19 protein-coding genes are annotated in these 26,639 nt (G+C 71.4%); 8 read left to right on the forward strand and 11 right to left on the reverse strand.

Going from position 1 to position 26,639, the window contains the following annotated elements; genetic code table 11:
• The first annotated feature begins 90 nt into the window (after positions 1-90).
• Positions 91-1,299 carry a sulfate adenylyltransferase subunit 1 gene (locus ACIRA5_RS40430; RefSeq protein ID WP_403699674.1) on the forward strand — a complete coding sequence of 403 codons (1,209 nt, stop codon included), beginning with the start codon at positions 91-93 and terminating at the stop codon, positions 1,297-1,299.
• A gap of 20 nt (positions 1,300-1,319) precedes the next feature.
• On the opposite strand, the gene ACIRA5_RS40435 is transcribed toward ACIRA5_RS40430, so the two are convergent.
• Entirely contained in the window at positions 1,320-3,683 is a 2,364-nt protein-coding gene (locus ACIRA5_RS40435; protein ID WP_403699677.1) for a bifunctional salicylyl-CoA 5-hydroxylase/oxidoreductase, read from the reverse strand.
• On the reverse strand, positions 3,668-4,495 hold the full coding sequence (locus ACIRA5_RS40440; RefSeq protein ID WP_403699680.1) for an enoyl-CoA hydratase family protein: 828 nt from the start codon (positions 4,493-4,495) through the stop codon (positions 3,668-3,670). Before ACIRA5_RS40440 ends, ACIRA5_RS40435 begins: the two co-directional genes overlap by 16 nt.
• A gap of 345 nt (positions 4,496-4,840) precedes the next feature.
• On the opposite strand from ACIRA5_RS40440, the gene ACIRA5_RS40445 reads away from it, so the two are divergent.
• Complete coding sequence (locus ACIRA5_RS40445) at positions 4,841-5,293, forward strand: ATP-binding protein (protein ID WP_060897576.1); 453 nt, start codon at positions 4,841-4,843, stop codon at positions 5,291-5,293.
• Here the strand turns inward: ACIRA5_RS40445 and ACIRA5_RS40450 are convergent.
• The 3 genes from ACIRA5_RS40450 to ACIRA5_RS40460 form a co-directional block, all read right to left on the reverse strand.
• The gene (locus tag ACIRA5_RS40450) at positions 5,253-6,722 is read right to left on the reverse strand and encodes an amino acid permease (RefSeq protein WP_403699683.1); all 1,470 of its coding nucleotides are present in this window, start codon (positions 6,720-6,722) and stop codon (positions 5,253-5,255) included. The two genes, ACIRA5_RS40445 and ACIRA5_RS40450, sit on opposite strands and share 41 nt — an antisense overlap.
• 112 nt (positions 6,723-6,834) lie before the next feature.
• Positions 6,835-7,869, reverse strand: coding sequence for an ornithine carbamoyltransferase (gene argF, locus ACIRA5_RS40455; protein ID WP_403699686.1), 1,035 nt, complete (start codon positions 7,867-7,869; stop codon positions 6,835-6,837).
• A gap of 189 nt (positions 7,870-8,058) precedes the next feature.
• Entirely contained in the window at positions 8,059-9,288 is a 1,230-nt protein-coding gene (locus tag ACIRA5_RS40460) for an arginine deiminase (RefSeq protein WP_352053409.1), read from the reverse strand.
• Positions 9,289-9,455: 167 nt separating this feature from the next.
• On the opposite strand from ACIRA5_RS40460, the gene ACIRA5_RS40465 reads away from it, so the two are divergent.
• A complete protein-coding gene (locus tag ACIRA5_RS40465; protein WP_403699689.1) occupies positions 9,456-10,505 on the forward strand; it encodes an SPFH domain-containing protein in 1,050 nt (349 codons plus the stop codon).
• Positions 10,502-11,395 carry a hypothetical protein gene (locus tag ACIRA5_RS40470; RefSeq protein ID WP_403699692.1) on the forward strand — a complete coding sequence of 298 codons (894 nt, stop codon included), beginning with the start codon at positions 10,502-10,504 and terminating at the stop codon, positions 11,393-11,395. Before ACIRA5_RS40465 ends, ACIRA5_RS40470 begins: the two co-directional genes overlap by 4 nt.
• Before the next feature lie 133 nt (positions 11,396-11,528).
• Here the strand turns inward: ACIRA5_RS40470 and ACIRA5_RS40475 are convergent, their stop codons facing one another.
• Both ACIRA5_RS40475 and ACIRA5_RS40480 read right to left on the reverse strand, forming a co-directional pair.
• Positions 11,529-14,078: a polynucleotide kinase-phosphatase gene (locus ACIRA5_RS40475; protein WP_403699695.1), complete on the reverse strand. Its 2,550-nt coding sequence runs from the start codon at positions 14,076-14,078 to the stop codon at positions 11,529-11,531.
• Complete coding sequence (locus tag ACIRA5_RS40480; RefSeq protein ID WP_403699698.1) at positions 14,075-15,556, reverse strand: 3' terminal RNA ribose 2'-O-methyltransferase Hen1; 1,482 nt, start codon at positions 15,554-15,556, stop codon at positions 14,075-14,077. Before ACIRA5_RS40480 ends, ACIRA5_RS40475 begins: the two co-directional genes overlap by 4 nt.
• A gap of 231 nt (positions 15,557-15,787) precedes the next feature.
• Here ACIRA5_RS40480 and ACIRA5_RS40485 point away from each other — a divergent pair, with 231 nt between their 5' ends.
• A complete protein-coding gene (locus ACIRA5_RS40485; RefSeq protein ID WP_403699701.1) occupies positions 15,788-16,711 on the forward strand; it encodes an LLM class F420-dependent oxidoreductase in 924 nt (307 codons plus the stop codon).
• A gap of 306 nt (positions 16,712-17,017) precedes the next feature.
• Here ACIRA5_RS40485 and ACIRA5_RS40490 read toward each other — a convergent pair whose 3' ends face one another.
• The 4 genes from ACIRA5_RS40490 to ACIRA5_RS40505 all read right to left on the reverse strand — a co-directional run bounded on the left by ACIRA5_RS40490 (position 17,018) and on the right by ACIRA5_RS40505 (position 19,775).
• Positions 17,018-17,494 (reverse strand): DUF6099 family protein, encoded by a 477-nt coding sequence (locus ACIRA5_RS40490; protein ID WP_352053415.1) that lies wholly within the window; start codon positions 17,492-17,494, stop codon positions 17,018-17,020.
• Between the two features lie 238 nt (positions 17,495-17,732).
• Complete coding sequence (locus ACIRA5_RS40495; RefSeq protein ID WP_075030563.1) at positions 17,733-18,071, reverse strand: nucleotide pyrophosphohydrolase; 339 nt, start codon at positions 18,069-18,071, stop codon at positions 17,733-17,735.
• Positions 18,068-19,225, reverse strand: coding sequence for an AAA family ATPase (locus tag ACIRA5_RS40500; protein WP_403699704.1), 1,158 nt, complete (start codon positions 19,223-19,225; stop codon positions 18,068-18,070). The genes ACIRA5_RS40495 and ACIRA5_RS40500 overlap by 4 nt, the downstream gene beginning before the upstream one ends.
• A gap of 160 nt (positions 19,226-19,385) precedes the next feature.
• On the reverse strand, positions 19,386-19,775 hold the full coding sequence (locus tag ACIRA5_RS40505) for a cell division protein SepF (protein WP_403699707.1): 390 nt from the start codon (positions 19,773-19,775) through the stop codon (positions 19,386-19,388).
• A 193-nt stretch (positions 19,776-19,968) separates the two neighbouring features.
• Between ACIRA5_RS40505 and ACIRA5_RS40510 the strand changes: the two genes are divergently transcribed.
• The 3 genes from ACIRA5_RS40510 (at position 19,969) to ACIRA5_RS40520 (ending at position 26,579) form a co-directional block, all read left to right on the forward strand.
• Positions 19,969-24,132 (forward strand): molybdopterin-dependent oxidoreductase, encoded by a 4,164-nt coding sequence (locus ACIRA5_RS40510; protein ID WP_403699710.1) that lies wholly within the window; start codon positions 19,969-19,971, stop codon positions 24,130-24,132.
• A gap of 133 nt (positions 24,133-24,265) precedes the next feature.
• Positions 24,266-24,685: a molybdopterin-binding protein gene (locus ACIRA5_RS40515; protein ID WP_403699713.1), complete on the forward strand. Its 420-nt coding sequence runs from the start codon at positions 24,266-24,268 to the stop codon at positions 24,683-24,685.
• Between the two features lie 178 nt (positions 24,686-24,863).
• Entirely contained in the window at positions 24,864-26,579 is a 1,716-nt protein-coding gene (locus ACIRA5_RS40520; RefSeq protein WP_403700008.1) for a hypothetical protein, read from the forward strand.
• Positions 26,580-26,639 lie beyond the last annotated feature (60 nt).

Consider the following 26,639-nt stretch of genomic DNA (forward strand, 5'->3'; position numbering starts at 1 on the left):
CCGGCTCACCGAGCGGGGCGCCACCCGCGCCGACGACAAGATGTCCGAGGCCGCGATGGAAGACCGCAAGCGCGAGGGGTACTTCTAGACATGACGACCATCGACACACTGCGCTTCGCGACCGCCGGGTCCGTCGACGACGGCAAGTCCACCCTGGTCGGACGACTGCTGCACGACTCCAAGTCGGTCCTGACGGACCAGCTGGAGGCCGTCGAGCGCGCCTCGGCGAGCCGGGGCCAGGACGCCCCCGACCTCGCCCTCCTCACCGACGGCCTGCGCGCCGAGCGCGAACAGGGCATCACCATCGACGTCGCCTACCGCTACTTCGCCACGCCCCGCCGCCGATTCATCCTCGCCGACACCCCCGGGCATGTGCAGTACACCCGGAACATGGTCACCGGCGCCTCCACGGCCGAACTGGCGATCATCCTGGTCGACGCGCGGCACGGGGTGGTCGAGCAGACCCACCGCCACGCGGCCGTCGCCGCACTGCTGCGCGTCCCGCACGTGGTCCTCGCCGTCAACAAGATGGACCTCGTCGGCTACGAGCAGAAGGACTTCGAGCGGATCGTCGAGGACTTCGCGGGCCACGCCGCCGAGCTGGACCTGCCCGGCTTCACTCCGATCCCGGTCTCGGCGCTGTGCGGGGACAACGTGGTGGAGCGTTCGGCGCACATGGACTGGTACGAGGGTCCGGCGCTCCTGGAGTTCCTGGAGACCGTGCCGGTGGGTTCCGAGCCCACGTCCGCTCCGGTGCGCTTCCCGGTCCAGTACGTGATCCGGCACGGCGAGGTCCGCCACTACGCGGGGCAGTTGGTGTCCGGAACGCTGCGGGTCGGGGACCGGGTCACCGTCCACCCCTCCGGAGAGACCTCCGAGATCGCCGGCATCGACGTGCTCGGCAAGGACGCCGGCCTCGCGTACGCGCCGCAGTCACTGACCCTGCGCCTGGCCGACCAACGCGATGTCTCACGCGGCGACATGATCACCGCCGGGCCGGACGCGCCCGCGCTCACACAGGACGTCCGGGCGGCCGTCTGTCATCTGGCCGACCGGGCGCTCAGGGTCGGCGACCGGGTGCTGGTCAAGCACACCACGCGGACCGTGAAGGCGATCGTCAAGGACCTGGGCGGGGCGGGCGAGCTGACCACGAACGACCTCGGGCGCATCACCCTACGCACCGCCGAGCCGCTCGCGCTCGACGACTACGCGGACGTACGCCGCACCGGCGCGTTCCTCCTCGTCGACCCGGCGGACGGCTCGACACTGACGGCGGGCATGGCCGACCTCTCCCGTTAGGGCCGCTCTTTCCCGCGCCCTCAAGTCCCCAGTGAGAGCCGGGGCTTGGGGGCGTCGACGCGTCCGGTCTGCGGGCGGCGACTGCCCGCGCGGTAGGGCTTGGGCCAGGCGACGCCCGGACCCTCGTACCCCTGCTCGGCCGCCGCGTGCAACGTCCAGTGCGGGTCGTAGAGATGCGGCCGGGCGAGTGCGCACAGGTCCGTACGCCCGGCCAGGATCAGGGAGTTGACGTCGTCCCAGGAGGAGATCGCACCGACGGCGATCACGGGGAGGCCGGTCTCGTGGCGGATCCGGTCGGCGAACGGGGTCTGGTACGAGCGGCCGTACTCGGGCTCTTCGTCGGCGACCACCTGCCCTGTCGACACGTCGACCGCGTCGGCGCCGTGCGCCGCGAAGGCCCGGGCGATCGCCACACCCTCGTCCCCGGTGTTGCCGCCCTCGGCCCAGTCGGTGGCGGAGATGCGGACGGTCATCGGCCGCTCCTCCGGCCACACGGCCCGTACGGCGTCGAAGACCTCCAGCGGGAAGCGCAGTCTGCGTTCCAGCGAGCCGCCGTAGGCGTCGGTGCGCCGGTTGGTGAGCGGTGAGAGGAAGCCGGAGAGCAGGTAGCCGTGGGCGCAGTGCAGTTCGAGGAGGTCGAAGCCGCAGCGGGCGGCACGCCAGGCTGCTGACGCGAACTGCTCGCGGATGTCGGTGAGTTGGGCGCGGGTCAGCTGCCGGGGGGTCTGGCTGCGTGGTCCGTACGGGATCGGGGAGGCGGCCACTAGGGGCCAGTTGCCCTCCTCCAGGGGCTCGTCCATGCCCTCCCACATCAGCTTCGTGGAGCCCTTGCGGCCGGAGTGTCCGAGCTGGACGCCGATCGCGGTGCCGGGTGACTGGGCGTGCACGAAGCGGATGATCCGCCCCCAGGAATCGGCCTGCCGGGGTGAGTAGAGGCCCGCGCAGCCGGGGGTGATGCGGCCCTCGGCGCTCACGCACACCATCTCGGTCATCACCAGGCCCGCGCCGCCGAGCGCCCGTGCGCCCAGGTGGACGAGGTGGAAGTCGCCGGGGACGCCGTCCACGGCCGAGTACATGTCCATCGGTGAGACCACGACCCGGTTGCGCAGGGTCAGGCCGCGCAGCCGGAACGGGGTGAACATCGGCGGTGTGCCGGCCGGACAGCCGAACTCGCGCTCGACCGCCGCCGTGAAGTGCGCGTCCCGCAGCCGCAAGTTGTCGTGCGTGACACGGCGGCTGCGCGTGAGGAGGTTGAAGGCGAACTGCCGGGCGGGCTGATGGAGATACAGCCCCAGGTTCTCGAACCACTCCAGGCTGGCCCGCGCCGCCCGCTGGGTGGACGCGACGACAGGGCGCCGCTCCTCCTCGTACGCGGCGAGTGCCTCGTCGAGGGCGGTCCGCTCCTCCAGGCAGGCGGCCAGCGCGAGCGCGTCCTCGACGGCGAGCTTGGTGCCGGAGCCGATGGAGAAGTGCGCGGTGTGCGCGGCGTCCCCGAGGAGGACCAGATTGCCGTGGGACCAGCGGTCGTTGACCACCGTACGGAAGGTGGTCCACGTCGACTTGTTGGACCGCAGTTGCCGCCCGCCGAGCGCGTCCGTGAAGATCTTGCCGCAGAGTTCGACGGACTCCTGTTCGTCGAGGTCCGCGAAACCTGCCGCCCGCCACACTTCTTCGCGCATCTCGACGATGACGGTGGAGGCGCCGAATTGATTCTGTGGCCCGCAGGGCCTCGTTGAGGGGTGGTGGTCGGGCGACGGGCGGGAGTACGGGTAGCCGTGCAACTGCATCACGCCGTGCTCGGTCTCCGCGATCTCGAAGCGGAAGGAGTCGAAAGCGAAGTCGGCGGCGAGCCAGATGTAACGGCACCGATGCTCCTCGACCGACGGTCCGAACACCTCCGCGTACGCCGCCCGGGTCGCACTGTGCACCCCGTCGGCGGCGATGACCAGGTCGTACGCCGTCATCAGCTCGGCGACCGGCGGGGCCTCGGCCCGGAAGCGCAGCTCGACGCCGAGCGAGCGGCAGCGCTCATGCAGGATCTCCAGGAGCCGACGCCGGCCGAGCGCCGCGAAGCCGTGGCCTCCGGAGGTGCTGCGCACACCCCGGTGCACGATGTCGATGTCGTCCCAGCGCACGAACTCGTCCTGGAGCGCCGCGTACACGACCGGGTCGGCGTGCTCGATCCCGCCGAGCGTCTCGTCGGAGAGCACGACACCGAAGCCGAAGGTGTCGTCGGGGGCGTTGCGCTCCCAGACGGTGACCTCGCGGTCCGGGTCGAGGCGCTTGAGCAGCGCGGCGGCGTACAGCCCGCCGGGACCGCCGCCGATGACGGCGACACGCACAGACGCGCACGTCCGCGTCGCCACGGCTATCGCCCCCGCCACTTCGGGGCGCGCTTCTCCGTGAACGCCGCATGGAACTCGGCGTAGTCCTCGCCGGTCATCAAGAGGGCCTGGGTCGAGGCGTCCAGCTCGACGGAGGCGGCGAGGGGCATGTCCAGTTCGGCGGTGAGCAGGGCCTTGGTCTGGGCGTACGCGAGAGCCGGGCCCTCGGCCAGGCGGCGGGCCAGCCGCTGCGCGGCCTCGTCCGCGCCGCCCTCGTCCGCCAGCTCGCTGATCAGGCCGATCCGCTCGGCCTCGGGCGCGCGCACCGGTTCGCCGAGCATCAGCAGCCGGGTCGCGTGACCGAGCCCGACGACCCGGGGCAGCAGATAGGCGGCGCCCATGTCGCCGCCGGACAGTCCGACGCGGGTGAAGAGGAAGGCGAACCGGGCGCTCGGGTCGGCCACCCGGAAGTCGGCGGCCAGGGCGAGGACGGCTCCGGCGCCCGCCGCGACCCCGTGCACCGCCGCGATCACCGGGAACGGGCACTCCCGTACGGCCCGCACGACCTGCCCGGTCATCCGGTTGAAGTCGAGGAGCTGTGCGGTGTCCATGGACAGGGTCGCGCCGATGATCTCGTCGACGTCACCGCCCGAGCAGAAGCCGCGCCCCTCCCCCGCCAGCACCAGCGCCCGTACCGACCGCTCACGGGAGAGCTCGGCGAGCAGATCGCGCAGGTCGGCGTAGGCGCCGAAGGTGAGGGCGTTGAGTTTCTCGGGGCGGGCCAGGGTGACCGTGGCGACCCCGTCGGCGACCTCGCACCTCAGGTGCTGCCAGTCGGAGGTGCGGGTGGCGGAGCCGGTGAAGGGACTCATGACGGGCGGCCTCCTCAGACGGGGGCGGCGGTCCGCGCCACAGGGCGCCGGACAGCGGGCGTCGTTACTCCACGAAGTTATCACCAGTCTGTGACTGTCGTCACGACCACGCAATAACGCGGTCGGGAAGTGACCGTTTCCCGTCACCGCGTCACGGGTTCTCGATAGCCCCGTAACGGCGGGAGCACCGCGCGGGAGAAGGGGCGTTGAGCTGGGTACGGGGCCTCATGCCGAACCGAACGTCCTGGGAGGGCGCCCACCGAATGTCCTGGAAAGCGCCCGCCCGACGCCTCCGTCCGGCCGCGCCGTACCATTCCTCACGTTGAAAGCAGGACAACCTGCTCCATGAACGGACCCACCTTGCACGACACCCCCGCCCCCGCCTCCTGGCGCATCGCGCTGCCGCACACCGCCGCGGCCGTGCCGGTCGCCCGCGCCCTGGTCCGCACCGCGCTGGCCGAGCTGAAGCACGCGGCCGACAGCGACACCGCGGAACTGCTCACCGCGGAGCTGGTCGCCAACGCCGTGGAGCACACCGCGGGAGACGGTCCCATAGAGCTGGTCGTGGAGCTGATGCCGACCGGCTGTCAGGTCGAGGTGCACGACCCGGACCCGGAGCCGCCCGGCAACCTCACGGTCCCGGAGCCGCCCGGTGAGCCCGACCCCTGGCAGGAGCACGGGCGCGGCCTCCTCCTGATCCGCACCCTCAGCTCCTCCTGCGGCCACCGCCCCACCGGCTCCGGCAAGGCGGTCTGGTTCAGACTGCCTGTGGTGCCCGCTCAGCGACGTCCGGCGTGACCTCGGCGCCGGGAGCGGCTCCGGGAAGGGCTCCAGCCGCGGCCAGCCGGGAGTTGCGGCGCCCGTAGAGGACGTACACGAGGAAACCGGCCGCCAGGAAGCACACGAACTGGATCCAGGTCGTCCAGCCCGTCTCGTACATCAGGTACAGACAGAAGCCGATGCCGAGCAGCGGCACCACGGGGTAGAGCGGTACCCGGAACGTCCTGGCGAGACCCGGCTCCCGGCGCCGCAGCGCGATCACCGCGACATTGACGGCGGCCATGGTGGCGAGCGTGCCGATCGTCGTCAGGTTGACGACGGCGTCGAGCGGGGCGAAGGCCGCCGGGACGGCGAAGACGAGGGCGACGATCAGGGTTCCCGCGACCGGTGTCGAGGTCTTCGGCGAGATCTTCTCGAAGACCCGCGGCACGAGCCCGTCGCGGGACATGGACATGAGGATGCGGGTCTGTCCGTACATCACCGCGAGCACGACCGAGGCGATGGCGACGACCGCTCCGAACGCGACGACCCCGGCGCCGACCGTGGAGCCGGTGACCACGTTGACGACGTACGACAGCGCGGCGGGCCGCCCGGCGACCGCGTCGCCGCCGACGGCTCCGATCGCCGCGAGGGCCACCGCGCAGTACAGCAGGGTGACCAGACCGATGCAGACCAGGATGGCGATCGGGATGTTGCGGCGGGGGTCCTTGGCCTCCTCGCCTGCCGTGGTGATCGCGTCGAAGCCGATGTACGAGAAGAAGGCCGCCGTGGTGCCCGCGCCGATGCCGCCCAGCCCGGCCGGGGAGAACGGCGTGAGGTTGCCGTCCTTGAAGGCGCTGAACCCGATCGCGCAGAAGGCGACGAGCACCACGAGCTTCAGCACGGCCATGGCCGCGGTCGCCCGGGCGCTCTCGCGCACCCCGCGGATCAGCAGGACCGAGGCCAGCGCGATCACGATGACCGCGGGAAGGTTGACGATCCCGCCGTCGGACGGGCCGGCCGAGAGCGCGGCGGGCAGCTGCACGCCCAGGATGCTGTGCAGCAGTTCGTTGACGTACTGGCTCCAGCCGACCGCCACGGCCGACACGGAGACGCCGTACTCCAGGAGCAGACACCAGCCGACGAGGAAGGCCGTGCCCTCGCCCAGTCCCGCGTAGGCGAAGGAGTACGAGGATCCGGAGACCGGGATCGCGCCGCCGAGCTCGGCGAAGGAGAACGCGGTGAAGACGCAGGTGATCGCCGCGAGGAGGAACGACACGACCACGGCGGGTCCGGCCTGTGCGACCGAGTCGGAGAGTCCGACGAAGATTCCGGTGCCGACGATCGCGCCGACGCCGAAGCAGATGAGCTGGAAGAGACCCATGGTCCGCTTGAGGCCATGACCTTCGCGGTCGGCGCCTGATGCGGCCATCAGCAGCTGGGGGGACTTGATGCGTGGAGCGGACATACGGGTGGTGCTCATTTCCGGTGGTGCGGGGTGCGACGTGGTCGGTCGCGCGGCGGTCGCGGAAGGGGTGGCTCCGGACCGCCGGTCAGGATAAAGCCTGCGGGGACGCCCGTCAGGCCAGGACCTCGGGGATTCCCGGTCGGCCCAGGGTGGCGACCATGATCGCCTTGATGGTGTGCAGCCGGTTCTCGGCCTCGTCGAAGACGACCGAGTGCGCCGACTCGAACACCTCGTCGGTGACCTCCAGCGAGTCGAGGCCGTGGGTCTCGTGGATCTCGCGGCCGACCTTGGTGCCCAGGTCGTGGAAGGCCGGCAGGCAGTGCAGGAACTTCACGTCCGGGTTGCCGGTGGCGCGCAGCACGTCCATGGTCACGGCGTACGGGGACAGCGCGGCGATGCGCTCGTCCCACACCTCCTTGGGCTCGCCCATCGAGACCCAGACGTCGGTGGCGACGAAGTCGGCGTCGTGGACGCCCTCGCCGAGGCTCTGGGTGAGGGTGACGCGCCCGCCGTTGCTCTCCGCGAGCTTGCGGGCCTCGGCGACGATCTCCGCGGCGGGCCAGTAGGCCTCCGGGGCGACGATCCGGACATCCATGCCGAGGAGCGCGCCGGTGACCAGGTAGGAGTTGCCCATGTTGAAACGGGCGTCACCCAGGTAGGCGAAGGCGATCTCGCCGAGCGGCTTGTCGCAGTGCTCGGTCATGGTGAGCACGTCGGCGAGCATCTGGGTGGGGTGCCAGTCGTCGGTCAGACCGTTGTAGACGGGCACTCCGGCGTACGCGGCCAGCTCCTCGACGGAGGCCTGGCTGTCGCCCCGGTACTCGATCGCGTCGAACATCCGGCCGAGCACACGCGCGGTGTCCTTCACGGACTCCTTGTGGCCTATCTGCGAACCGGACGGGTCCAGATACGTCGTCGACGCGCCCTGGTCCGCGGCGGCGACCTCGAACGCGCAGCGCGTACGGGTCGAGGTCTTCTCGAAGATCAGCGCGATGTTCCTGCCCCGCAGGTACTGCGTCTCGGCCCCGGCCTTCTTGGCCGCCTTGAGCTCGGCGGCCAGCTCGATCAGACCGCGGAACTCCTCCTCGGTGAAGTCCAGCTCCTTGAGGAAGTGGCGTCCGGCGAGGGCGGTCGGGACTGTCGCCATGGGGGCGCTCCAGAGGTACGGGGACGGGGCGAACAAGGGAACGATTGGAAGTCTATACGATCGCCCACATTTCTATACGGTACTTCCCGGGCGACCTCACGACCGGCGCCCCTCCAGGGGCGCGGGACCGTCACCTCGCGCGGCTCCACCGCGCGGGCGCGACCGGCCACGCACCACCCGCACCCCGCGTCAAACCCCCACCCCGTCCCTCTCCACGGGACAGCTCATACACCGAGGCCCGCCCCGCCCCCTCCCCAGCTCACTCCCCGGAATCTCGATCACCTCAATACCCTGCTTCCGCAGATGCGTATTGGTGGTCACGTTCCGCTCATAAGCGACGACGACCCCGGGCTCCACCGCGAGGACATTGCACCCGTCGTCCCACTGCTCCCGCTCCGCCGCGTGCACATCCTGTGTCGCGGTCAGCACCCGGATCTCGCTCAGCCCCAGCGCCGCCGCGATCGCCCGGTGCATGTGCTCCGGCGGATGGTCGGTGACCTTCAGCTCCTTGTCCCCCGAGCCCGGTTCGATGGTGTACGAGCGGAGCATGCCGAGCCCCGCGTACTGGGTGAAGGTGTCGCCGTCGACCATCGTCATCACGGTGTCGAGGTGCATGAGGGCCCGCCGCTTGGGCATGTCGAGCGCCACGATCGTACGGGCCGACCCGGCGGCGAACAGCTTGTGCGCGAGCATCTCGACGGCCTGCGGCGTCGTCCGCTCACTCATGCCGATGAGCACCGCGCCGTTGCCGATGACGAGCACGTCACCGCCCTCGATGGTGGACGGGTAGTCCGCCTGCCCCTCGGACCAGAGGTTGAAGTGCTCGTCACGGAAGAGCGGATGGTGCCGGTAGATCGCCTCGAAGTGCACGGTCTCCCGCTGCCGCGCGGGCCAGCGCATGGCGTTGATGGAGACCCCGTCGTAGATCCAGGCGGAGGTGTCCCGGGTGAAGAGGTGATTGGGGAGCGGGCCGAGGAGGAAGTCGTCGAGGTCCATGGCATGGAAGCGCACGGAGGTCGGCTCCGGGTGCGCGTCCAGGAACTCCCGTTTGGTCATCCCGCCGACCAGCGCGGCCGCCAGTTCCGGGGCGGGCAGGGTCTCGAAGGCCGCCCGGAGGTGGTCGGTGGCGAGCGGCCCGTACTCCTTCTCGTCGAAGACCCGGTCCAGGACGAGCGATCTGGCCACCGGGATCTCCAGGGCCTCGGTGAGCAGGTCGCCGAAGAGATGGACGGTGACCCCGCGGTCGCGCAACACGTCCGCGAACCCGTCGTGTTCCGCCCGAGCGCGGCGCACCCACAGCACGTCGTCGAAGAGCAGGGCGTCCTTGTTGCTGGGGGTGAGCCTCTTGAGCTCGAGGTCGGGTCTGTGCAGGATGACGCGGCGCAGCCGCCCGGCCTCGGAGTCGACGTGGAATCCCATGCCTCCATCCTGACCATCCGGACGCCTGTTCACCCGTGGATCGACGGGAGACGGGCGAGTTGATTTCGTCCCCTTGACGATAAGGGCGCCTCTTCGTTATCGTCACTGCGACGACAAAAGCGCATCACAGTGGGTCGCCGGGATCGCCCGGCGGCGAGGGGGTACCCATGGCCGACATCACCCGGCGTCTCGGCTGGCGCCATCTGCGCGGGGCGCCCACCGCCCATGTCCGGCACCACCGGTCGGGCCGACTGGCGCACGACGGGCCCGGACTCAGCTTCTGGTACCGCTCCCTGACCGCCACGCTCTCCGAAGTCCCGGTCGACGACCGCGAGTTGGCGATGACCTTCCACGCCCGCACGTCCGACTTCCAGGACGTCGCGGTGCAGGCGACCGTCACCTACCGGATCGTCGATCCCGGGGTCGCGGCCGCGCGGCTCGACTTCTCCATCGACCCCGACACCGGGGTCTGGCGCGGCGCGCCCCTCGAACAGCTGGGCTCGCTGCTGACCGAGACAGCCCAGCAGCACGCGCTGGACGTACTGGCCCGTACGACGCTGGCGGCGGCCCTGGTGGACGGCGTCGCGTCGGTGCGTGAGCGGATCGCGGGCGGGCTCGCCGCCGAACCCCGGCTGCCCGCGACGGGGATCGAGGTGGTGGCCGTACGGGTCGTCGCGCTGCGCCCGGAACCCGAGGTGGAGCGGGCGCTGCGCACCCCCGCCCGCGAGCAGATCCAGCAGGAGGCGGACAAGGCGACGTACGAACGCCGGGCCGTCGCCGTCGAGCGGGAGCGGGCGATCGCCGAGAACGAGCTCGCCAGCCAGATCGAACTCGCCCGGCGCGAGGAGCAGTTGGTCGACCAGCGCGGCACCAACGCGCGGCGCGAGGCGGAGGAGCACGCGGCGGCTGACGCGGTGCGGGCCGGGGCGGAGGCGGCGCGGACCGTGCGGCTCGCGGAGGCGGAGGGCAGCCGGGTGGTACAGCTCGCCAAGGCCGAGGCCACGGCCGCGCGGGAGATCGGCGAGGCGCGGGCCGAGGCGCAGGCCGCCTGGCTGCGGGTCCACGGAGACGTGGATGTCGCCACGCTGCACGCCCTGACGGGCACGCGGCTCGCGGAGAACCTGCCGCGCATCGACAGTGTGACGGTGTCGCCGGACGTCCTGACGGGCCTGCTCGCACGGCTGGGCAGCGGGGCCGCCGGGGGGCCGGAGCAGTGAGTCTCGCGCCCCGGGTCGTCCTCGTCCATCGCACCACGGAGTACGAGGAGTTGGTGGCCCGGCACGGGACGCACGGGCAGGCGGCGTTCTTCCTCTCCTCCCGGGGGCGCGACATCGAGGAGGTGGCCGAGCGGCACCGGCGGGCGCGGGAGGCGCTGGCGGAGGTGGTCGCGGCGGTGCCGCTGACCTGGCGTCAAGCGCGCGTCGAGCGGGGCGACCTGGACCGCTTCCTGTTCGCCCCGGAGGACGTGGTGGTCGTGGTCGGGCAGGACGGGCTGGTGGCGAACGTGGCCAAGTACCTGACCGGACAGCCGGTGGTGGGGATCGACACCGACCCCGGACGGAACCCGGGGGTGCTCGTGCGGCACCGGCCGCGCGACGCGGGCGCGCTGCTCGCCGCGGCACGCGGGGGCCGGGCCGACGAGCTGACCATGGTCGAGGCGGTCGCGGACGACACGCAGCGGCTCCTCGCGCTCAACGAGATCTATCTCGGAACCGCGAGCCATCAGACGGCCCGCTATCGGCTGGGGCTCGACGAGTACGGGGGTGCCGTCGAGCCCCAGGCCTCCTCCGGGGTCCTGGTGGGCACCGGGACGGGCGCCAGCGGGTGGCTCCGCTCCGTGTGGCAGGAGCGGGGCGGTGAGCTGCCGCTGCCCGGGCCCGCGGAGGAACGCCTTCTCTGGTTCGTCCGCGAGGCCTGGCCGTCACCGGCCACCGGCACGTCCCTCGTCGCCGGCTCCCTCACCGCCTCCGCCCACCTCTCCCTCACCGTCGAGTCCGACCGCCTCATCGCCTTCGGAGACGGCATGGAGAGCGACGCGGTGGAGCTGGTATGGGGACAGACGGTACGGGTGGGGGTGGCGGGGGTGAGGCTGCGCCTGGTGGGCTGAATCCTTCAGGGGCGCGGGGAACTGCGCGACCAGCCCCCACACACCCGCAGCCGAAGAAAGGCACCCCGCGGATCTGGGGGCGCAGCCCCCAGGTTCGGGATGGGACGGGTAAGGGCGGCGGGGGCGAAGAACGCTACAGACGTGGGTCCACCGGTTCGGACTCCAGCGCCAGCACCCCGAACACCGCCTCATGCACCCGCCACAACGGCTCCCCCTCCGCCAGCCGGTCCAACGCCTCCAACCCGAGCGCGTACTCCCGCAGCGCAAGCGACCGCTTGTGGTTCAGGAAACGCCCCCGCAGCCGGGCGAGGTTCTCAGGACGCGTGTACTCAGGGCCGTAGATGATCCGCAGATACTCACGGCCCCGGCACTTGATGCCGGGCTGGACAAGACGCCCCTGCCCGCTCCGCACCACCGCCCCGACCGGCTTGACGACCATGCCCTCACCCCCACGCCCGGTCATCTCCAGCCACCAGTCCACCCCGCCCCGCACGGACTCCGCGTCCCCGGTGTCCACGAACAACCGCCGAGTCGTCTGCAGCAACCCGCTCCCGTCGTGCTCGACCAGTCGGTCGATGAGCGCGAGCTGTTCGTCGTGCGGCACCGCGGCGAGACTGCGGCCCTGGACCGCGAGGATCTGGAAGGGAGCGAGCCGCACCCCCTCCAGCCCCTGAGTCGGCCAGCAGTACCGCCGGTAGGCCTCGGTGAACGCCGCCGCGTCAGCGGCCCGCTCCCGCTGCTTGCCGAGCAGCTCCCGGACGTCGACCCCACGCTCAGCGGCCCCTTCGAGCGCGGCCAGCACCCCCGGGAACGCCGCCCCGGCCGCGGCACCGACCGCCGCGTACTGGCTGCGCAGCAACCCGGACGCCTTGAGCGACCACGGCATCAGCTCGGCGTCGAGCAGCAGCCAGTCCGTACGCAGTTCCTCCCACAGCCCGGCCGCCGTCACCGCTTCCCGCAGTCGCCCGAGGATCTCCTCGGTGACGGCGGAGTCGTCGAAGAAGGGCCGGCCGGTACGGGTGTACAGCGCCCCCGTGGGCCCCTCCGCGACGCCGAACCGCTCCCGCGCCACCCCCGCGTCCCGGCAGACCAGCGCCACCGCCCGCGACCCCATGTGCTTCTCCTCGCACACGACGCGGGCGACGCCGTCCTCCTTGTACTGGGCGAAGGCCTCGGCGGGGTGTTCGAGGTAGCCCTCCACCTGGGAGGTCGCCGTGGGCGCCATCGTCGGCGGGAGGTAGGGCAGCAGGCGCGGGTCGACCGCGAACCGGCTCATGACCTCGAGGGCCGCCGCCGCGTTCTCCTCCCGTACCGACACCCGCCCGGCGTACCGCGTCTCGACGACCCGCCGCCCGTGCACGTCGGCGAGGTCGAGCGGCCGCCCTTCGTGTCCGCCGGGAGCCTCGGAGGCCAGCGGCTTCGCCGGCTCGTACCAGACCCGCTCGGCCGGTACGGCGACGAGCTCGCGCTCCGGCCAGCGCAGCGCGGTGAGCTTGCCGCCGAACACGGCTCCGGTGTCGAGGCAGATGGTGTTGTTCAGCCAGGTGGCCGTGGGCACCGGGGTGTGACCGTAGACGACGGCCGCCCGGCCCCGGTAGTCCTCCGCCCACGGATAGCGGACCGGCAGGCCGAACTCGTCCGTCTCCCCGGTCGTGTCGCCGTACAGCGCGTGCGAGCGCACCCGGCCCGACGTACGGCCGTGGTACTTCTCGGGCAGTCCGGCGTGGCAGACGACGAGCCGCCCGCCGTCCAGGACGTAGTGACTGACCAGCCCGTCGACGAACTCGCGCACCCGCGCGTGGAATTCCTCGCTCTCGCCGTCCAGCTGCTCGATGGTCTCGGCCAGTCCGTGGGAGTGCTGGACCTTGCGGCCCTTGAGGTAACGGCCGAGCTTGTTCTCGTGGTTGCCCGGCACGCACAGCGCGTCGCCGGCCGCGACCATGGACATCACACGGCGCAGAACCCCGGGCGTGTCCGGGCCGCGGTCGACGAGGTCACCGACGAAGACGGCCGTACGGCCCTCCGGGTGCGCCCCGCCGACGTAACCGAGCTTGCCGAGCAGGGTCTCCAGCTCCGAGGCGCAGCCGTGAATGTCGCCGATGATGTCGAAGGGGCCGGTGAGGTGGGTCAGGTCGTTGAACCGCTTCTCCGTCCGCACCTCGGCGCGATCGATCTCCGCCACGCCCCGCAGGACGTGCACCTTGCGGAAGCCCTCGCGCTCCAAGTGCCGCAGCGAACGGCGCAGTTCACGGGTGTGGCGCTGGATGACGCGGCGCGGCATGTCGGCGCGGTCGGTGCGCGAGGCGTTGCGTTCGGCGCACACCTCCTCCGGCACGTCGAACACGATCGCGATGGGCAGCACGTCGTGCTTCTTGGCGAGTTCGATCAGCTGACGGCGGCTCTCCTGCTGGACGTTCGTGGCGTCCACGACGGTGCGCCGGCCGGCCGCGAGCCGCTTGCCCGCGATGTAGTGGAGGAGGTCGAAGGCGTCGCCGCTGGCGCTCTGGTCGTTCTCGTCGTCGGCGACCAGGCCGCGGCAGAAGTCGCTGGAGATGACCTCGGTCGGCTTGAAGTGCCGGCGGGCGAAGGTGGACTTGCCGGAGCCGGACGCGCCGATCAGGACGACGAGGGAGAGGTCGGTGACGGGCAGGGTGCGCCCCTGGGTGGTGTCGTTGCCGGTCATGCGGCCTTCTCCTCCTTCGTGGTGGTCGGGGTGGTGGCGGTGGCGAGGGTGAAGACGGCCATCTGGGTCGGCGGACCGACCTCCGGGTCGTCGGGGCCGACGGGCGTGAACTCCACCTCGTATCCGTGCCGCCCGGCCACCTGGCGGGCCCAGGTCCGGAACTCCTCCCGGGTCCACTCGAACCGGTGGTCGCCATGGCGGGAGTGGCCGGCCGGGAGGGTCTCCCAGCGGACGTTGTACTCGACGTTCGGCGTCGTCACCAGGACCGTACGGGGGCGGGCCGAGCCGAAGACGGCGTACTCCAGGGCGGGCAGCCGGGGCAGGTCGAGGTGCTCGACGACCTCGCTGAGCACGGCGGCGTCGTACCCCTTGAGGCGGTTGTCGGTGTACGCGAGCGAGCCCTGGAAGAGGCGCACGCGGGCGGCCTGCCGCTCGCCCATCCGGTCCAGCTTGAGCCGCCGCGAGGCGATGGTGAGCGCGCGCATCGACACATCGACACCGACGATCTCGGTGAACCGCACGTCCTTGAGCAGCGCCTGCACCAACTGGCCCTGACCGCAGCCGAGGTCGAGCACGCGGGCCGCGCCCGACGCGTGCAGCGCGGCGAGGATCGCGTCCCGGCGCTGGACAGCGAGCGGGATCGGCTTCTCCTCGGTGTCCGCCTCCGCGTCGACCGCGTTGTCGATCTCCTCGACCTCGGTGTCGTCGGCCTCGGCGAGCCGCACGAGCTCCAGCCGCTCCATCGCCTCCCGCGTCAGCGACCAGCGGCGCGAGAGGTACCGGTCGGCGATCAGCTTCTGCTCGGGGTGGTCCGGCAGCCAGCCCTCGCCCGCCCGCAGCAGCTTGTCGACCTCGTCGGACGACACCCAGTAGTGCTTGGCGTCGTCGAGCACCGGAAGCAGGACGTAGAGGTGACGCAGGGCTTCGGCCACGGTCAGACCCGACGCCTCCAGTTCCAGGCGTACGTAGCGGGAGTCGCCCCATTCGGGGAACTCGACGTCCAGCGCCACGGCCTCGACCGCCACCGTCCACCCGAGCGGTTCGAACAGCTTGCGTACGAGGTCGGCGCCGCCCCTGGCGGGAAGCGCGGGCACCTCGATCCGGAGCGGCAGCGGCCGCGCCGGCAGGTCCGGCTTCGCGGCGCACTGGCCCTTCATCGCGCTGGAGAACACCGCGCTCAGCGCCACGGCGAGCAGGGACGAGGCGGCGTACGGGCGGTCGTTGACGTACTGCGCGAGCGCGGCGTCGGGTGCGCCGCCGCGGCCCTTGCCCTTGCCGCGCCGGACCAGCGCCACCGCGTCGACCTCCAGCAACAGTGCGGCCGTGCACCGCTCGACGGACGCCTCGGGGTAGAGGACGTGCGCCGTGCCGTAGGAGGTCGAGAACACCTGCGCCTTGTCGGGATGCTTGTGCAGCAGGAAGCCGAGGTCGGTGGCGGGGCGCTCTGGGGTACCGGTGGTACTGATCGTCAGGAACACTGGAATCTGCCTCGAAACGTCTTCTGAGCTGTGCATACCTCACCTGCGCCGAGCGCCGGTGAACCACAGCGGGGGGAGAGCGCGCCGGGGGATCACTGCTCCCGGCCTGTCGTCGACGCGCCCGCTCCAACGTATAGCGAACGCTGCTGGCAGACCCTGGAATTTTCCCGCCGAGCTCCATGGCAGCGGTTCCGGCTGGGGCGGCTGATGTGACCGGTGCATGATGGATGCATGGATCTTCGAGTCTTCACAGAACCGCAGCAGGGAGCGACCTACGAGACGCTGCTCCGCGTCGCCAAGGCCGCCGAAGACCTCAACTACGGAGCCTTCTTCCGTTCTGACCACTACCTGCACATGGGATCCGTCGACGGGCTTCCCGGACCCACCGACGCCTGGATCACGCTGGCCGGTCTCGCCCGTGAGACGAGCCGGATCCGCCTCGGCACGCTCATGACGGCCGGTACCTTCCGCCTCCCGGGCGTCCTCGCCATCCAGGTCGCGCAGGTCGACCAGATGTCGGGCGGGCGGGTGGAACTCGGTCTGGGCTCCGGCTGGTACGAGGCCGAGCACGAGGCGTACGGCATTCCGTTCCCCAAGGAGAAGTTCGGACGGCTGGAGGAACAACTCGCCATCGTCACGGGCCTGTGGGAGACGCCCGTCGGTGAACGGTTCACCTACGAGGGGAAGTACTACCAGCTCAAGGACTCCCCCGCGCTTCCCAAGCCCGCGCAGCCGAAGGTGCCGGTCCTGATCGGCGGCCACGGTGCCAAGCGGACGCCCGAGCTGACGGCGCGGTACGCCGACGAGTTCAACATCCCCTTCGCCTCCCTCGCGGACACGGAGCAGCAGTTCCAGCGGGTGCGGGCGGCGGCCGAGCTGGCCGGGCGCAAGGGTGACGACCTCGTGTACTCGAACGCGCTCGTCGCCTGTGTCGGCAGGAACGACAGCGAGGTGAAGCGGCGCGCGGACGCCATCGGGCGGGACGTCGACGAGCTCAAGGCGAACGGGCTCGCGGGCTCTCCGGCGGAGGTCGTCGAGAGGATCGCCCAGTACCAGGCTGTCGGGTCGCAGCGGATGTACATGCAGATGCTGGACCTCGATGACCTGGACCACCTGGAGTTGATCGCCACGGAGGTCATGCCGCAGCTCGGCTGAGATCGCGTTCCTCGGGCCCTCGGCGGGTGACATCCGTCCACTCCTCGTGCGATGCGGGTTGGTGGCGGTGACTCGGGTCGGTGGTGGTCGTCGGGCTCGGGCGGAGCCGGACCGCCCGGCGCCGGCCGAGGGCCGAGGGCCGAGCAGACCGTGCCGGTCTGAAACGATGCGCGCCGCGCCCTGAGGGGCGCGGGGAACTGCGCGACCAGCCCCCACCCACCCGCAGGCGACCAACACTCCCGGGGGTCTGGGGCGGAGCCCCAGCGGGACGGGCAGGGGCGGCGGGGGCGAGAGGAGATCCCCTGTCTACCCCGTCGCCCGCCCCCGCTCCACCACCCCCTGATCCCGCGCCGCCAACCGTCTCAGCATCTCCAGGACCCGGTCCCGGGACTCGTCCGCCGCGTCGATCGCCTCCATGCACTGCCAGTACGTCCCCTGATCGTCCGCCGCGCAGGCGATACCGACGAGGGCGATACCGACCTCGCCGAGGAGACCGCCGAGGCACAGCAGGGACTCTCGCGCATCACCCAACTCGGTGAGCTGAGCGGCGCGCAGGTCGGCCATGTCGGGGGGCGGCGCGTCCAGCACACCGCAGCCCCGGCCCGCCAGCTCCGTCAGTCCAAGCGCCTCGCCCCGCAGTTCCGGCGGCCCCGAGACGGCGAAACGACTCCCTATGGCCTGAGCCAGGGCCTGCGCCTGCCACGCCTCCGCCACCACCTCGATCGTGTCCCCGCTCCCCGCGAGAGCGCGCCTGCTCGCCCCGATGAGCCGCACCGCGTCCATGCGCTGCCCCCGTCTGTCCCGACGCGCTCGTCGCACGTCCGCCCGAACTCCCCTGTCCACTACCCAGAGTGAGAGCCCGCGAGACGAAAAGCCAGAGGAAGACCGAAATCTGTGGACACAGAGTCGAATGTGGACAACTCAACGACTTCGGAGAGTGACAACCGGATCTGCCGCTTCCCCGCCGCCCTCACCACGGCCCTTCCACGACAGCACCGCGCACCCCGCGCTGCCGGGCCCCCTACGCCCCCTCCCCCACCGGAAACCTCCGCTCGTTCCGGTCGATCTTCGCGTCGAGCGCCGCCAGTGCGTCGATGCCGAGCACCTCGCACAGCTGGAGCAGATACGCCAGCACGTCCGCCACCTCGTCCGTGACGCGGTGCGCGGTGTCCGCGTCGTCCATGACCCGCGCCGACTCCTCGGGCGTCAGCCACTGGAAGATCTCGACCAGTTCGGACGCCTCCACGCTGAGCGCGGCGACCAGGTTCTTCGGCGTGTGGTACTGCTGCCAGTTCCGCGCGGCCGCGAACTCGGCCAGCCTGCGCTGCAACTTCGCCACATCCAGTTCACTTTCACTCACGGCGTCAGGTCTACCACCGTGATCCCCGGCACCTCGCACACCCGGACGGCATCGCTCACCGCACCCACCAGCCGGATGTGCCCCCGCTCGCACATCCGCGCCGCCAGCCGCACCAACTCCCCGGTCTGCCGCACGTCCAGCCCCCGGTCGAGGCCGTCGGCCAGCACGGTCAGCGTCTGCAGCGCGGCCGGGACCTCCCCCGCCGGGTCGACCTCCAGCACGCCGGGCCCCGTGAGCAGTACCAGGGCCAGCGCCAGATACCTCAACTCGCCGTCGCCGAGCAGCCCCAGGTGCGTACGGACGCCGTCCCCGCGGTCGAGGAGCGCGCGGACCGTGCCGTCGCCGAGCGGCTCGGCCAGGACATCCGTGACGGGGCCCGCGCAGCCGGCCCGTACCGCCGTGACCAGGTGCGCGTAGCGGTGGCCGCACTCCGATCGGGTACGCCACAGCACCTCGGCGAGGTTGTCGCAGCCCCGGAGCAGCCGCCCCGCGCCGAGCGGGGCGGCGGCGCGCATCCGTCGGGGGCTCGGGTCGCAGGCGTACACGGACCGCAGGGCGACGACCATCTGCTCGGCCGTGGCGAGGACCCGCCGTTCGCCGTCCGTCCGGCCGGCGACGCGCAGGGGCAGCAGCGCGGTGCCGAGGCGGTCGTCGGGGAGCGGGCCCCGGGTGACCGCCGACGTGCCCGCCGTGTGCCAGGCCGCCTGGACGACACGGCGGCCGGGGTCCCGTAGCGCGGTCTCCAGGAGGGTCAGGCCGCCCGCGGTCAACCGCTCGCCGACGATGCGCAGTTCGGGCTCGGCCTGTACGGCGACATCGAGCCGTACGGGCCCTTCGGGGCCGTCGACCGTGCAGCCGATGCGGAAGCCGCGCCGTCGCTGGGCGTCGGGCCTGGCCCGCTCGGGCACACAGGCGACCGGGTCCGGGAACACCTCACCCAGCGCGGCGCCGCCGCCCAGCCGCGCCAGTGCCTCGTACGCCCGCAGGGCACCGGTCTTGCCGCTGCCGCTGGGGCCGGTGAAGAGGGTGAGGGGGCCGAGCGGGAACCGGGCGCGCCGGTGTGCGGCGAAGGAGGCGAGCCTGAGTTCGGTGGCGCCCGGCCGGTCGGGGCGCGCCTCGGCCTGGGCGGGGGCCGCCAGAGATGACACGGTCATATGTGGACGGTAAGGGCCCCGTGCCGGACGAACCGCAGGCGAACCGTTACAGCCTGGTGGCCTTCCCACGATCGAGGGACCGGCGCGCGCCCGCGCACGGTGCCCGGCCCTGGTCGCCCCTGGTCAGATCCCAGGAACCCCCGCCCTCCCTTGATCTTGATCAGATCCCTGGAACCCCCGCCCCTTCCATCAGCCCTCGCACCTCGGTCCCGCGCGGTGTCAGCAGGAACACGTTGCGGTCGACCCGGTGCATGCCGCTCGCCAGACCGAAGACCACCCCCGTGCTGAAGTCCAGCACCCGCTTGGCGACCTCGGTCTCCGCGCTGGTCAGGTCAAGCAGCACCGGGATGCCCGACATCAGCGTCTCGGCGACGTCGCGGGCGTCCGCGAACACATTGACCCGCAGGACCACGAAGCGGCGCCGCGTCTCGGTCACGGCCTCGGGTATCGACCGGTGATGCACCGCGGAGGGCCAGGCGTCCCGGCCCCGGAGCGGAACGACCTGGGCGAGCCCTTCCCACTGCTCGTCGGTGACGTCGTGGCTGTTCACTGGCCCACCCCGTCCTGGCTCGCACTCATTGTCTGCACCGGCCAATTCTTACGCATGGTCACCCGTTCGGCCCAACAGCGACACGGTCCGCGACACCCTCACATCGCCCCCAGGCCGGTTGTGCAGCGGGCGTAACCCTCCAAGATCAGACCATGTGACATCGGCGTAACGGGCAATTCGTACTGTCGTCGGCATGACCACGACCCCCCGCCCGGAGCAGGTCCGGACCGTCTGCTCGTACTGCGGTGTGGGCTGCGGCATGGTCCTCGACATCGGCCGGGGACCGGACGGGCGGCGTACGGTCCTGAAGGCGTCCGGGGACAAGCGGCACCCCGCCAACTCCGGTCGGCTGTGCACCAAGGGCGCGACCACGGCCGACATGCTCGCCGCGCCCGGCCGGCTGACCACCGCGCTCGTGCGCGAGGACCGCGGCGAGGAGCCGCGGCCCGTGCCCGTCGACGCGGCCCTCGCCGAGACCGCCCGGCGCCTGCGCGCGATCATCGACGAGCACGGCCCGGACGCGGTCGCCTTCTATGTCTCCGGGCAGATGACCCTCGAAGCGCAGTACCTCGCCAACAAGCTGGCCAAGGGCTTCGTGGGGACGAACCAGATCGAGTCGAACTCACGGCTGTGCATGGCGAGCGCGGGCACCGGCTACAAGCTGTCGCTCGGCGCCGACGGACCGCCGGGGTCGTACGACGACCTCGACCGCGCGGACGTGTTCCTCGTCATCGGGTCCAATATGGCCGACTGCCATCCGATCCTCTTCCTGCGGCTCATGGAGCGCGTGAAGGCCGGGGCCAAACTGATCGTCGTCGATCCGCGGCGCACCGCGACGGCGGCGAAGGCCGATCTGTTTCTGCAGATCAGGCCCGGGACCGACCTCGCGCTGCTCAACGGACTGCTGCACCTGCTGCACGAAGGCGGATACACGGACCCGGACTTCATCGCCCGGCACACCGAGGGCTGGGAGGCGATGCCCGCGTTCCTCGCCGACTATCCGCCCGCGGCCGTCGCCGACATCACCGGCATCCCGGAGGACGACATCCGGGCGGCGGCGCGGCTGATCGGTGAGGCCGGGGAGTGGACGAGTTGCTGGACCATGGGGCTCAACCAGTCCACGCACGGCACCTGGAACACCAACGCGCTCGTCAATCTCCATCTCGCCACGGGCGCCATCTGCCGGCCCGGCAGCGGACCGTTCTCCCTCACCGGTCAGCCCAACGCCATGGGCGGGCGCGAGATGGGGTACATGGGTCCCGGGCTGCCCGGGCAGCGGTCGGTGCTGGTGGACGAGGAGCGTGCCTTCGTAGAGGAGTTGTGGGGGCTGCCGGTCGGCAGCATCCGCAAGGACGGGGTGGGGCAGGGCACCGTCGAGATGTTCCGGAAGATGGCCGAGGGGGACATCAAGGCCTGCTGGATCATCTGCACCAACCCCGTCGCCTCGGTCGCCAACCGCCGGACCGTCATCGAAGGGCTCGAAGCCGCCGAGTTCGTCGTCACCCAGGACGTCTTCGCCGAGACCGAGACCAACGCGTACGCCGATGTCGTGCTCCCCGGCGCGCTGTGGACGGAGGCCGAGGGCGTCCTGGTCAACAGCGAGCGGACGCTGACCCTGGCACGGTCCGTCGTCGACCCGCCCGGGGAGGCGCGGGCGGACTGGCGGATCATCGCGGCCGTGGCCCGCGCCATGGGGTACGAGAAGGGGTTCTCGTACGACAGTGCCGAGCAGATCTTCGAGGAGATCAAGGAGGCGTGGAACCCGAAGACCGGGTGGGATCTGCGGGGCGCCTCCTACGAGCGGCTGCGGGGCGGACCCGTGCAGTGGCCCGTCGCGCGGGAGGACGGGCCGGCGCGGAATCCGATCCGGTATGTGGAGCCGGCGGGCGACGGTGAGCTGTCGTTTCCCACCGCGAGCGGACGGGCCGTCTTCTATGCGCGGCCCCATCTGCCGCCCGCCGAGATGCCCGACGACGACTTTCCGTTCGTGCTCAACACCGGGCGTCTGCAGCACCAGTGGCACACGCTGACCAAGACGGGGAAGGTGGCCAAGCTCAACAAGCTCAACCCCGGGCCGTTCGTGGAGCTGCATCCGCAGGACGCGGCCGCGCTCGGGATCGGGGAGGGGGACTCGGTGGAGGTCGCCTCCCGGCGGGGGCGGGCCGTGTTGCCGGCGGTGGTGACGGACCGGGTGCGGGTGGGGTGCGTGTTCGCGCCCTTCCACTGGAACGACCTGTTCGGGGAGTACCTGAGCATCAACGCGGTGACCAGTGACGCGGTGGATCCGGTGTCGTTCCAGCCGGAGTTCAAGGTGTGCGCGGTGTCGCTGGCGCGCGTGGCCGCCCGAAGGGCTCTACCGGAGACGCCCGGCGGGCCCAAGACGCCCCAGGGGCCGAAAACACTCGACGGGCCGAAGATGTCCGACGGGCCGGAGATGCCCGAGCGAGTCGCGACGGCGCCCGGAGGCTTCGGTCTGGAGCCCGCTCCCCCGCCCGTGCTCTCCTCCGTCGAGCGGCAGTACCTCAGCGGCTTTCTCGCCGGGCTCCCCTCCGGGCTCCCGGGCGTGCCCGTCCTCCCCCCGGACGCCCCCTTCGACCCCGAGCACGCCCTCTGGGTGAACGGCGTGCTCGCCGGGATGTACTCGCGCTCCGCGCCCCCGGCGGCTCCCGCGCCGGAGTCCGCTGGCCGTGAGGTGGTGGTGCTGTGGGCCTCGCAGACCGGGAACGCGGAGGAGTTCGCGACGGCCACCGCCGATCGGCTCGCCGCCACCGGGCACCGGGCGCGACTGGTCGGCATGGACGAGGCGGACGTCGGCGCGCTCGCCCGCAGCGCCGATCTGCTCTTCATCACCAGCACCTTCGGGGACGGTGACGCGCCCGACAACGGGTCCGGCCTGTGGGACACCCTGTCCGGGCAGGAGGCCCCGCGGCTGGACGGCGTGCGCTATGCCGTGCTGGCCTTCGGCGACTCCTCGTACGACGACTTCTGTGGGCACGGGCGTCGGCTGGACGCGCGCCTGGACGAGTTGGGCGCCGTACGCCTGGCTCCCCGTACGGACTGCGAACCGGACTACGAGCCGAACGCGGGCGCCTGGCTGGAGCTGATCCTCACCGCGCTCGGCGGACGGACCGAGATATCCGGGATACCCGAAACATTCGAGATATCCAAGACATCTGATAGATCCGAGACATCCAGGGCGTCCGAGTCACCCCGGACCGCCAAGCCCGCCAAGCCCGCACCGGCCGCCGCCACCGCCCGTCTCACCGGCAACCGGCTGCTCAGCCTGCCCGGCGCCGGCAAGGAAGTACGCCGGTTCACCTTCGACACCCGGGACAGCGAGAGCCCGCTGCCGTACGAGGCGGGGGACGCGCTCGGCGTACGGCCCGTCAACTCGCCGGGCCTGGTTGCCGAATGGCTGGAGACGATGGGGGTGGACGACTCAACGGCCGTCGATGTGACGGGTGCCGGCGAGGTCGCCTTCGGCGAGGCTCTGCTCCGGCATTTCGACATCACGCGGATCACCCCGGATCTGCTGCGCTTCGTGGGCGAACGGACCCGTGACGGGCGCGAGTTGAGGAAGCTACTGCGTCCGGACAACAAGGGAGAGCTGGCCCGCTGGTCGTGGGGGCGGCAGGCCGTGGACGTCGTGGCCGAGCATCCGGTGCGCGCGTCGGCGGCGGAGTGGGCCGCGGTGTTCAAGCGGTTGCAGCCCCGGCTGTACTCGATCTCGTCGAGTCCGCTCGTCGACCCGTACCTCGTCTCGCTGACCGTCTCCGTGGTGCGGTACGAGAATCCGGTCGGCCGGGCGAGGGGCGGGGTCTGTTCGCCCTTCCTCGCCGATGCCGAGCCGGAGGCGGAGGTCCCGGTCTTCGTGCAGCGGTCGCCGCACTTCAGGCCCCCGGCGGACGTGACGACACCCATGGTGATGGTGGGGCCCGGTACCGGAGTCGCGCCGTTCGTCGGATTCCTCGAGGAGCGCCGGGCACTCGGCCATCGGGCGCCGAACTGGCTGTTCTTCGGCGAGCAGCACCGCGCCACCGACTTCTACTACGAGGACGAGCTGACCGGCCTGCTCGACGACGGCACGCTCACCCGGCTCGACACGGCGTTCTCGCGCGACCAGCGCGCCAAGGTCTACGTCCAGGACCGGATGCGTGAGCACGGGCCCGAGCTGTGGCACTGGCTCCAGGACGGCGCCCGCTTCTATGTGTGCGGAGACGCCTCTCGGATGGCCAAGGACGTCGACCGGGCGCTGCGGGACATCGCCGTCACGCACGGCGGTCTGGGCGAGACGGAGGCCACCGCGTACGTCAAACAGCTGGCGGCGGAGAAGCGGTATGTACGGGACGTGTACTGAGACCTGGGAGACACGGGGTGTGGTGAGCCCACCGAGAGCCGCGAGTTGCACATAATTGGCGAAACTCGACTATTCACAGCGCACCGGCATCCGTCGTTCGCTGTCCCACCGCACCGCACATTGAGGCGTACCCATGAGCCTGAGCATCCGCAACCAGCTCCCCGGAACCGTCACCTCCGTCACCCCGGGCGAGGTGATGGCGACGGTCAAGGTTCGCCTCGACGGCGGTCAGGACCTCACCGCGGCCATCACCGCGGAGGCGGTCGAGGATCTGGGTCTCACCACGGGCTCCACGGTCCGCGCCCTGGTCAAGTCGACGGAGGTGTCCCTGGCCACCGGGCCGGTCGACGGGGTGAGCATCCGCAACCAGTTCCCCGGCACGGTGACGGAGGTCTCCACGGGCGGGGCCATGGCCCGCGTCAGGGTCGAGGTCCCGGGCGGCGAGCTGACCTCCGCGATCACCAAGGACGCGGTGGCGGAGCTCGGCCTGGCGGCCGGATCGACGGTCGTCGCGCTCATCAAATCCACCGAGGTGTCCCTCTCCAACGCCTGAGACACCCCCGTATGTCCCGTCAAAGCATGAGACGCCCTTATATGAGACGCTCCCGCACGACACGCACCCACATCGGCCGTAAACACTCTTCTTACCACCCTCATACCGGACTCTTCACGTCCGGCATCACGGCCTTCATCTGCGGGAATTACCGTCCGATCCCGTGTACTTGGCAGAAATGAGGCCGTCGACCACCGGCCAGAAGGCCCTCACGAAGGCGTCGCCCGACGAGACGCCCGCGCAGTGGCACCGCGTCCTGACCCTGCTCGCCGACATCAGCCTCTTCATCGGTACGCGTCCGATGTGGACGGCGGCCGCGAGCCACCGGCTCGCCGTCGCGGCGGTGATCTCGGTCTGCTACGCCTCGATCCTGGTGACGGGCGTCCTGACGCTGACCGTGCGCCGGGCCCGTTCGCTGGCCCGCCTCGACCTGGTGATCCTGGTGACGGCCGTGACGCTCGCGATGTGCGGGTTCGCCATGTACCACGGCGGCGGTGACGAGTCGGTCCTCACCGCGCAGGCCGCCCGTGAATTCGTCGCCGGGCACCAGGTCTACGACCAGCCGTGGCCCTGGCTCTTCGGGCAGCACGGGGTCGCTCTCACCCCGACGATGACCGGCGGCTACGACTACACGTACGGCTATCCACCGCTTCCCCTGCTGCTCACCGCGCCGCTGTTGTGGGTCGGGCACGGGGCCGCCCCCGCGGTCCTGGCCGCCACCGGCGCCCTGATCGTGGGCACGATCGTGATGTGGCGGATGCTGCCGACGCAGTGGCGGTCCGCGGCCACGCTGGTCTGCCTCGGCCTCGGCCTGCTGACCGCATACGCCCGGCTCGGCTATCCGGCGATCGTCGCCTGCGCCTTCCTCATCCCGGTGGTGGTGGGCTGGCCGCGGATGGGCTACGGCGGATGGAGCGACTGGGCGCGGGCCGCGTGCCTGGGCGCGGCCTGCGCCTCGCAGCAGCTGCCGTGGTTCCTCACGCCGTTCCTGCTGGCCGGGGTCTACGCCCTGCGCCGCGGCGACCTCGGAGCGCGCGCGGCGGCGGCCGCCGTGGGCCGGATCGCGGGGGTGGCCGCCCTGACCTGGCTGCTGATCAACGCGTACTTCATCGTGAGCGAGCCACGCAGCTGGCTCTCCGGGATCGCACTCCCGCTCACCCAGAAGGCGAACCTGCACGGGCAGGGCCTGGTCGGCATCTCGCTGTACTTCACCGACGGCAGCGACCGGCTGTCCTGGTACTCGCACGCGAGCATGCTGCTGGCCGCGGGGCTGCTCGGGCTCTTCGTGCTGTTCATGCGGCGGCTGGGACCGGCCGCGGTGGTCCTGCCGTGGTGCGCGTTCTTCCTGGCGACGCGTTCGCAGGACGGCTACTACTTGATGATGACGCCGCTGTGGCTGGCCGCTGCCGTGACCGCCCCGCCGTCGGCCTTCACCACGGCGTGGCAGCCCCGGCCCGCCTTCCTGCGCGGCCCGCACCGGCAGCGGGCGCGCATCGCCGCAGGCGTACTGCTGATCGTCCCCGCCCTGGTCGCGTCGACCCTGGCGGTGACGGGCTCGCCGCCCCTGAGGATGCGGCTGGTCGGCGAGACCCGGACCACCACCGCCAAGACCGTGACCGCGCTCACCGTCCGCGTCACCAACCTCGGTGACACGGCCCTCACCCCGCACTTCACCCTGACCACGGGCCAGGGCATGGGCCGCTACTGGTCCATCAAGTCCGGGCCCGCCACACTCGGCCGGCACGCCTCGGCCAGCTACGAGCTCCTGCCGCCCTCCGGCAGGTTCACCCTCCCCCGGGCCGGAGTACGCCTCCGGCTGCGGGCCGTCTCGGCCACGCCGATGACACTGTCCAGCACGGATCTGCACCTGAAGGCCCCGGCAAGCACCCGCTAGGCCCCCCTGACGTACGCCGCCGGTCGCGGTTCTCCGCGGCCGGCGGTAGACGTCAGGAGG

Origin of the sequence: Streptomyces sp. NPDC096311, from assembly GCF_044763085.1 — a bacterium.
Classification (GTDB): Bacteria; Actinomycetota; Actinomycetes; order Streptomycetales; family Streptomycetaceae; genus Streptomyces.

Coding starts and splice junctions, on each gene's coding strand:
- ACIRA5_RS40430 (WP_403699674.1), top strand. CDS start 91: ATGACGACCATCGACACACTGCGCTTCGCGACCGCCGGGTCCGTCGAC.
- ACIRA5_RS40440 (WP_403699680.1), bottom strand. CDS start 4,495: ATGAGTCCCTTCACCGGCTCCGCCACCCGCACCTCCGACTGGCAGCAC.
- ACIRA5_RS40445 (WP_060897576.1), top strand. CDS start 4,841: ATGAACGGACCCACCTTGCACGACACCCCCGCCCCCGCCTCCTGGCGC.
- ACIRA5_RS40450 (WP_403699683.1), bottom strand. CDS start 6,722: ATGTCCGCTCCACGCATCAAGTCCCCCCAGCTGCTGATGGCCGCATCA.
- argF (WP_403699686.1), bottom strand. CDS start 7,869: ATGGCGACAGTCCCGACCGCCCTCGCCGGACGCCACTTCCTCAAGGAG.
- ACIRA5_RS40460 (WP_352053409.1), bottom strand. CDS start 9,288: ATGGGATTCCACGTCGACTCCGAGGCCGGGCGGCTGCGCCGCGTCATC.
- ACIRA5_RS40465 (WP_403699689.1), top strand. CDS start 9,456: ATGGCCGACATCACCCGGCGTCTCGGCTGGCGCCATCTGCGCGGGGCG.
- ACIRA5_RS40475 (WP_403699695.1), bottom strand. CDS start 14,078: ATGACCGGCAACGACACCACCCAGGGGCGCACCCTGCCCGTCACCGAC.
- ACIRA5_RS40485 (WP_403699701.1), top strand. CDS start 15,788: ATGGATCTTCGAGTCTTCACAGAACCGCAGCAGGGAGCGACCTACGAG.
- ACIRA5_RS40490 (WP_352053415.1), bottom strand. CDS start 17,494: ATGGACGCGGTGCGGCTCATCGGGGCGAGCAGGCGCGCTCTCGCGGGG.
- ACIRA5_RS40500 (WP_403699704.1), bottom strand. CDS start 19,225: ATGACCGTGTCATCTCTGGCGGCCCCCGCCCAGGCCGAGGCGCGCCCC.
- ACIRA5_RS40510 (WP_403699710.1), top strand. CDS start 19,969: ATGACCACGACCCCCCGCCCGGAGCAGGTCCGGACCGTCTGCTCGTAC.
- ACIRA5_RS40515 (WP_403699713.1), top strand. CDS start 24,266: ATGAGCCTGAGCATCCGCAACCAGCTCCCCGGAACCGTCACCTCCGTC.
- ACIRA5_RS40520 (WP_403700008.1), top strand. CDS start 24,864: ATGAGGCCGTCGACCACCGGCCAGAAGGCCCTCACGAAGGCGTCGCCC.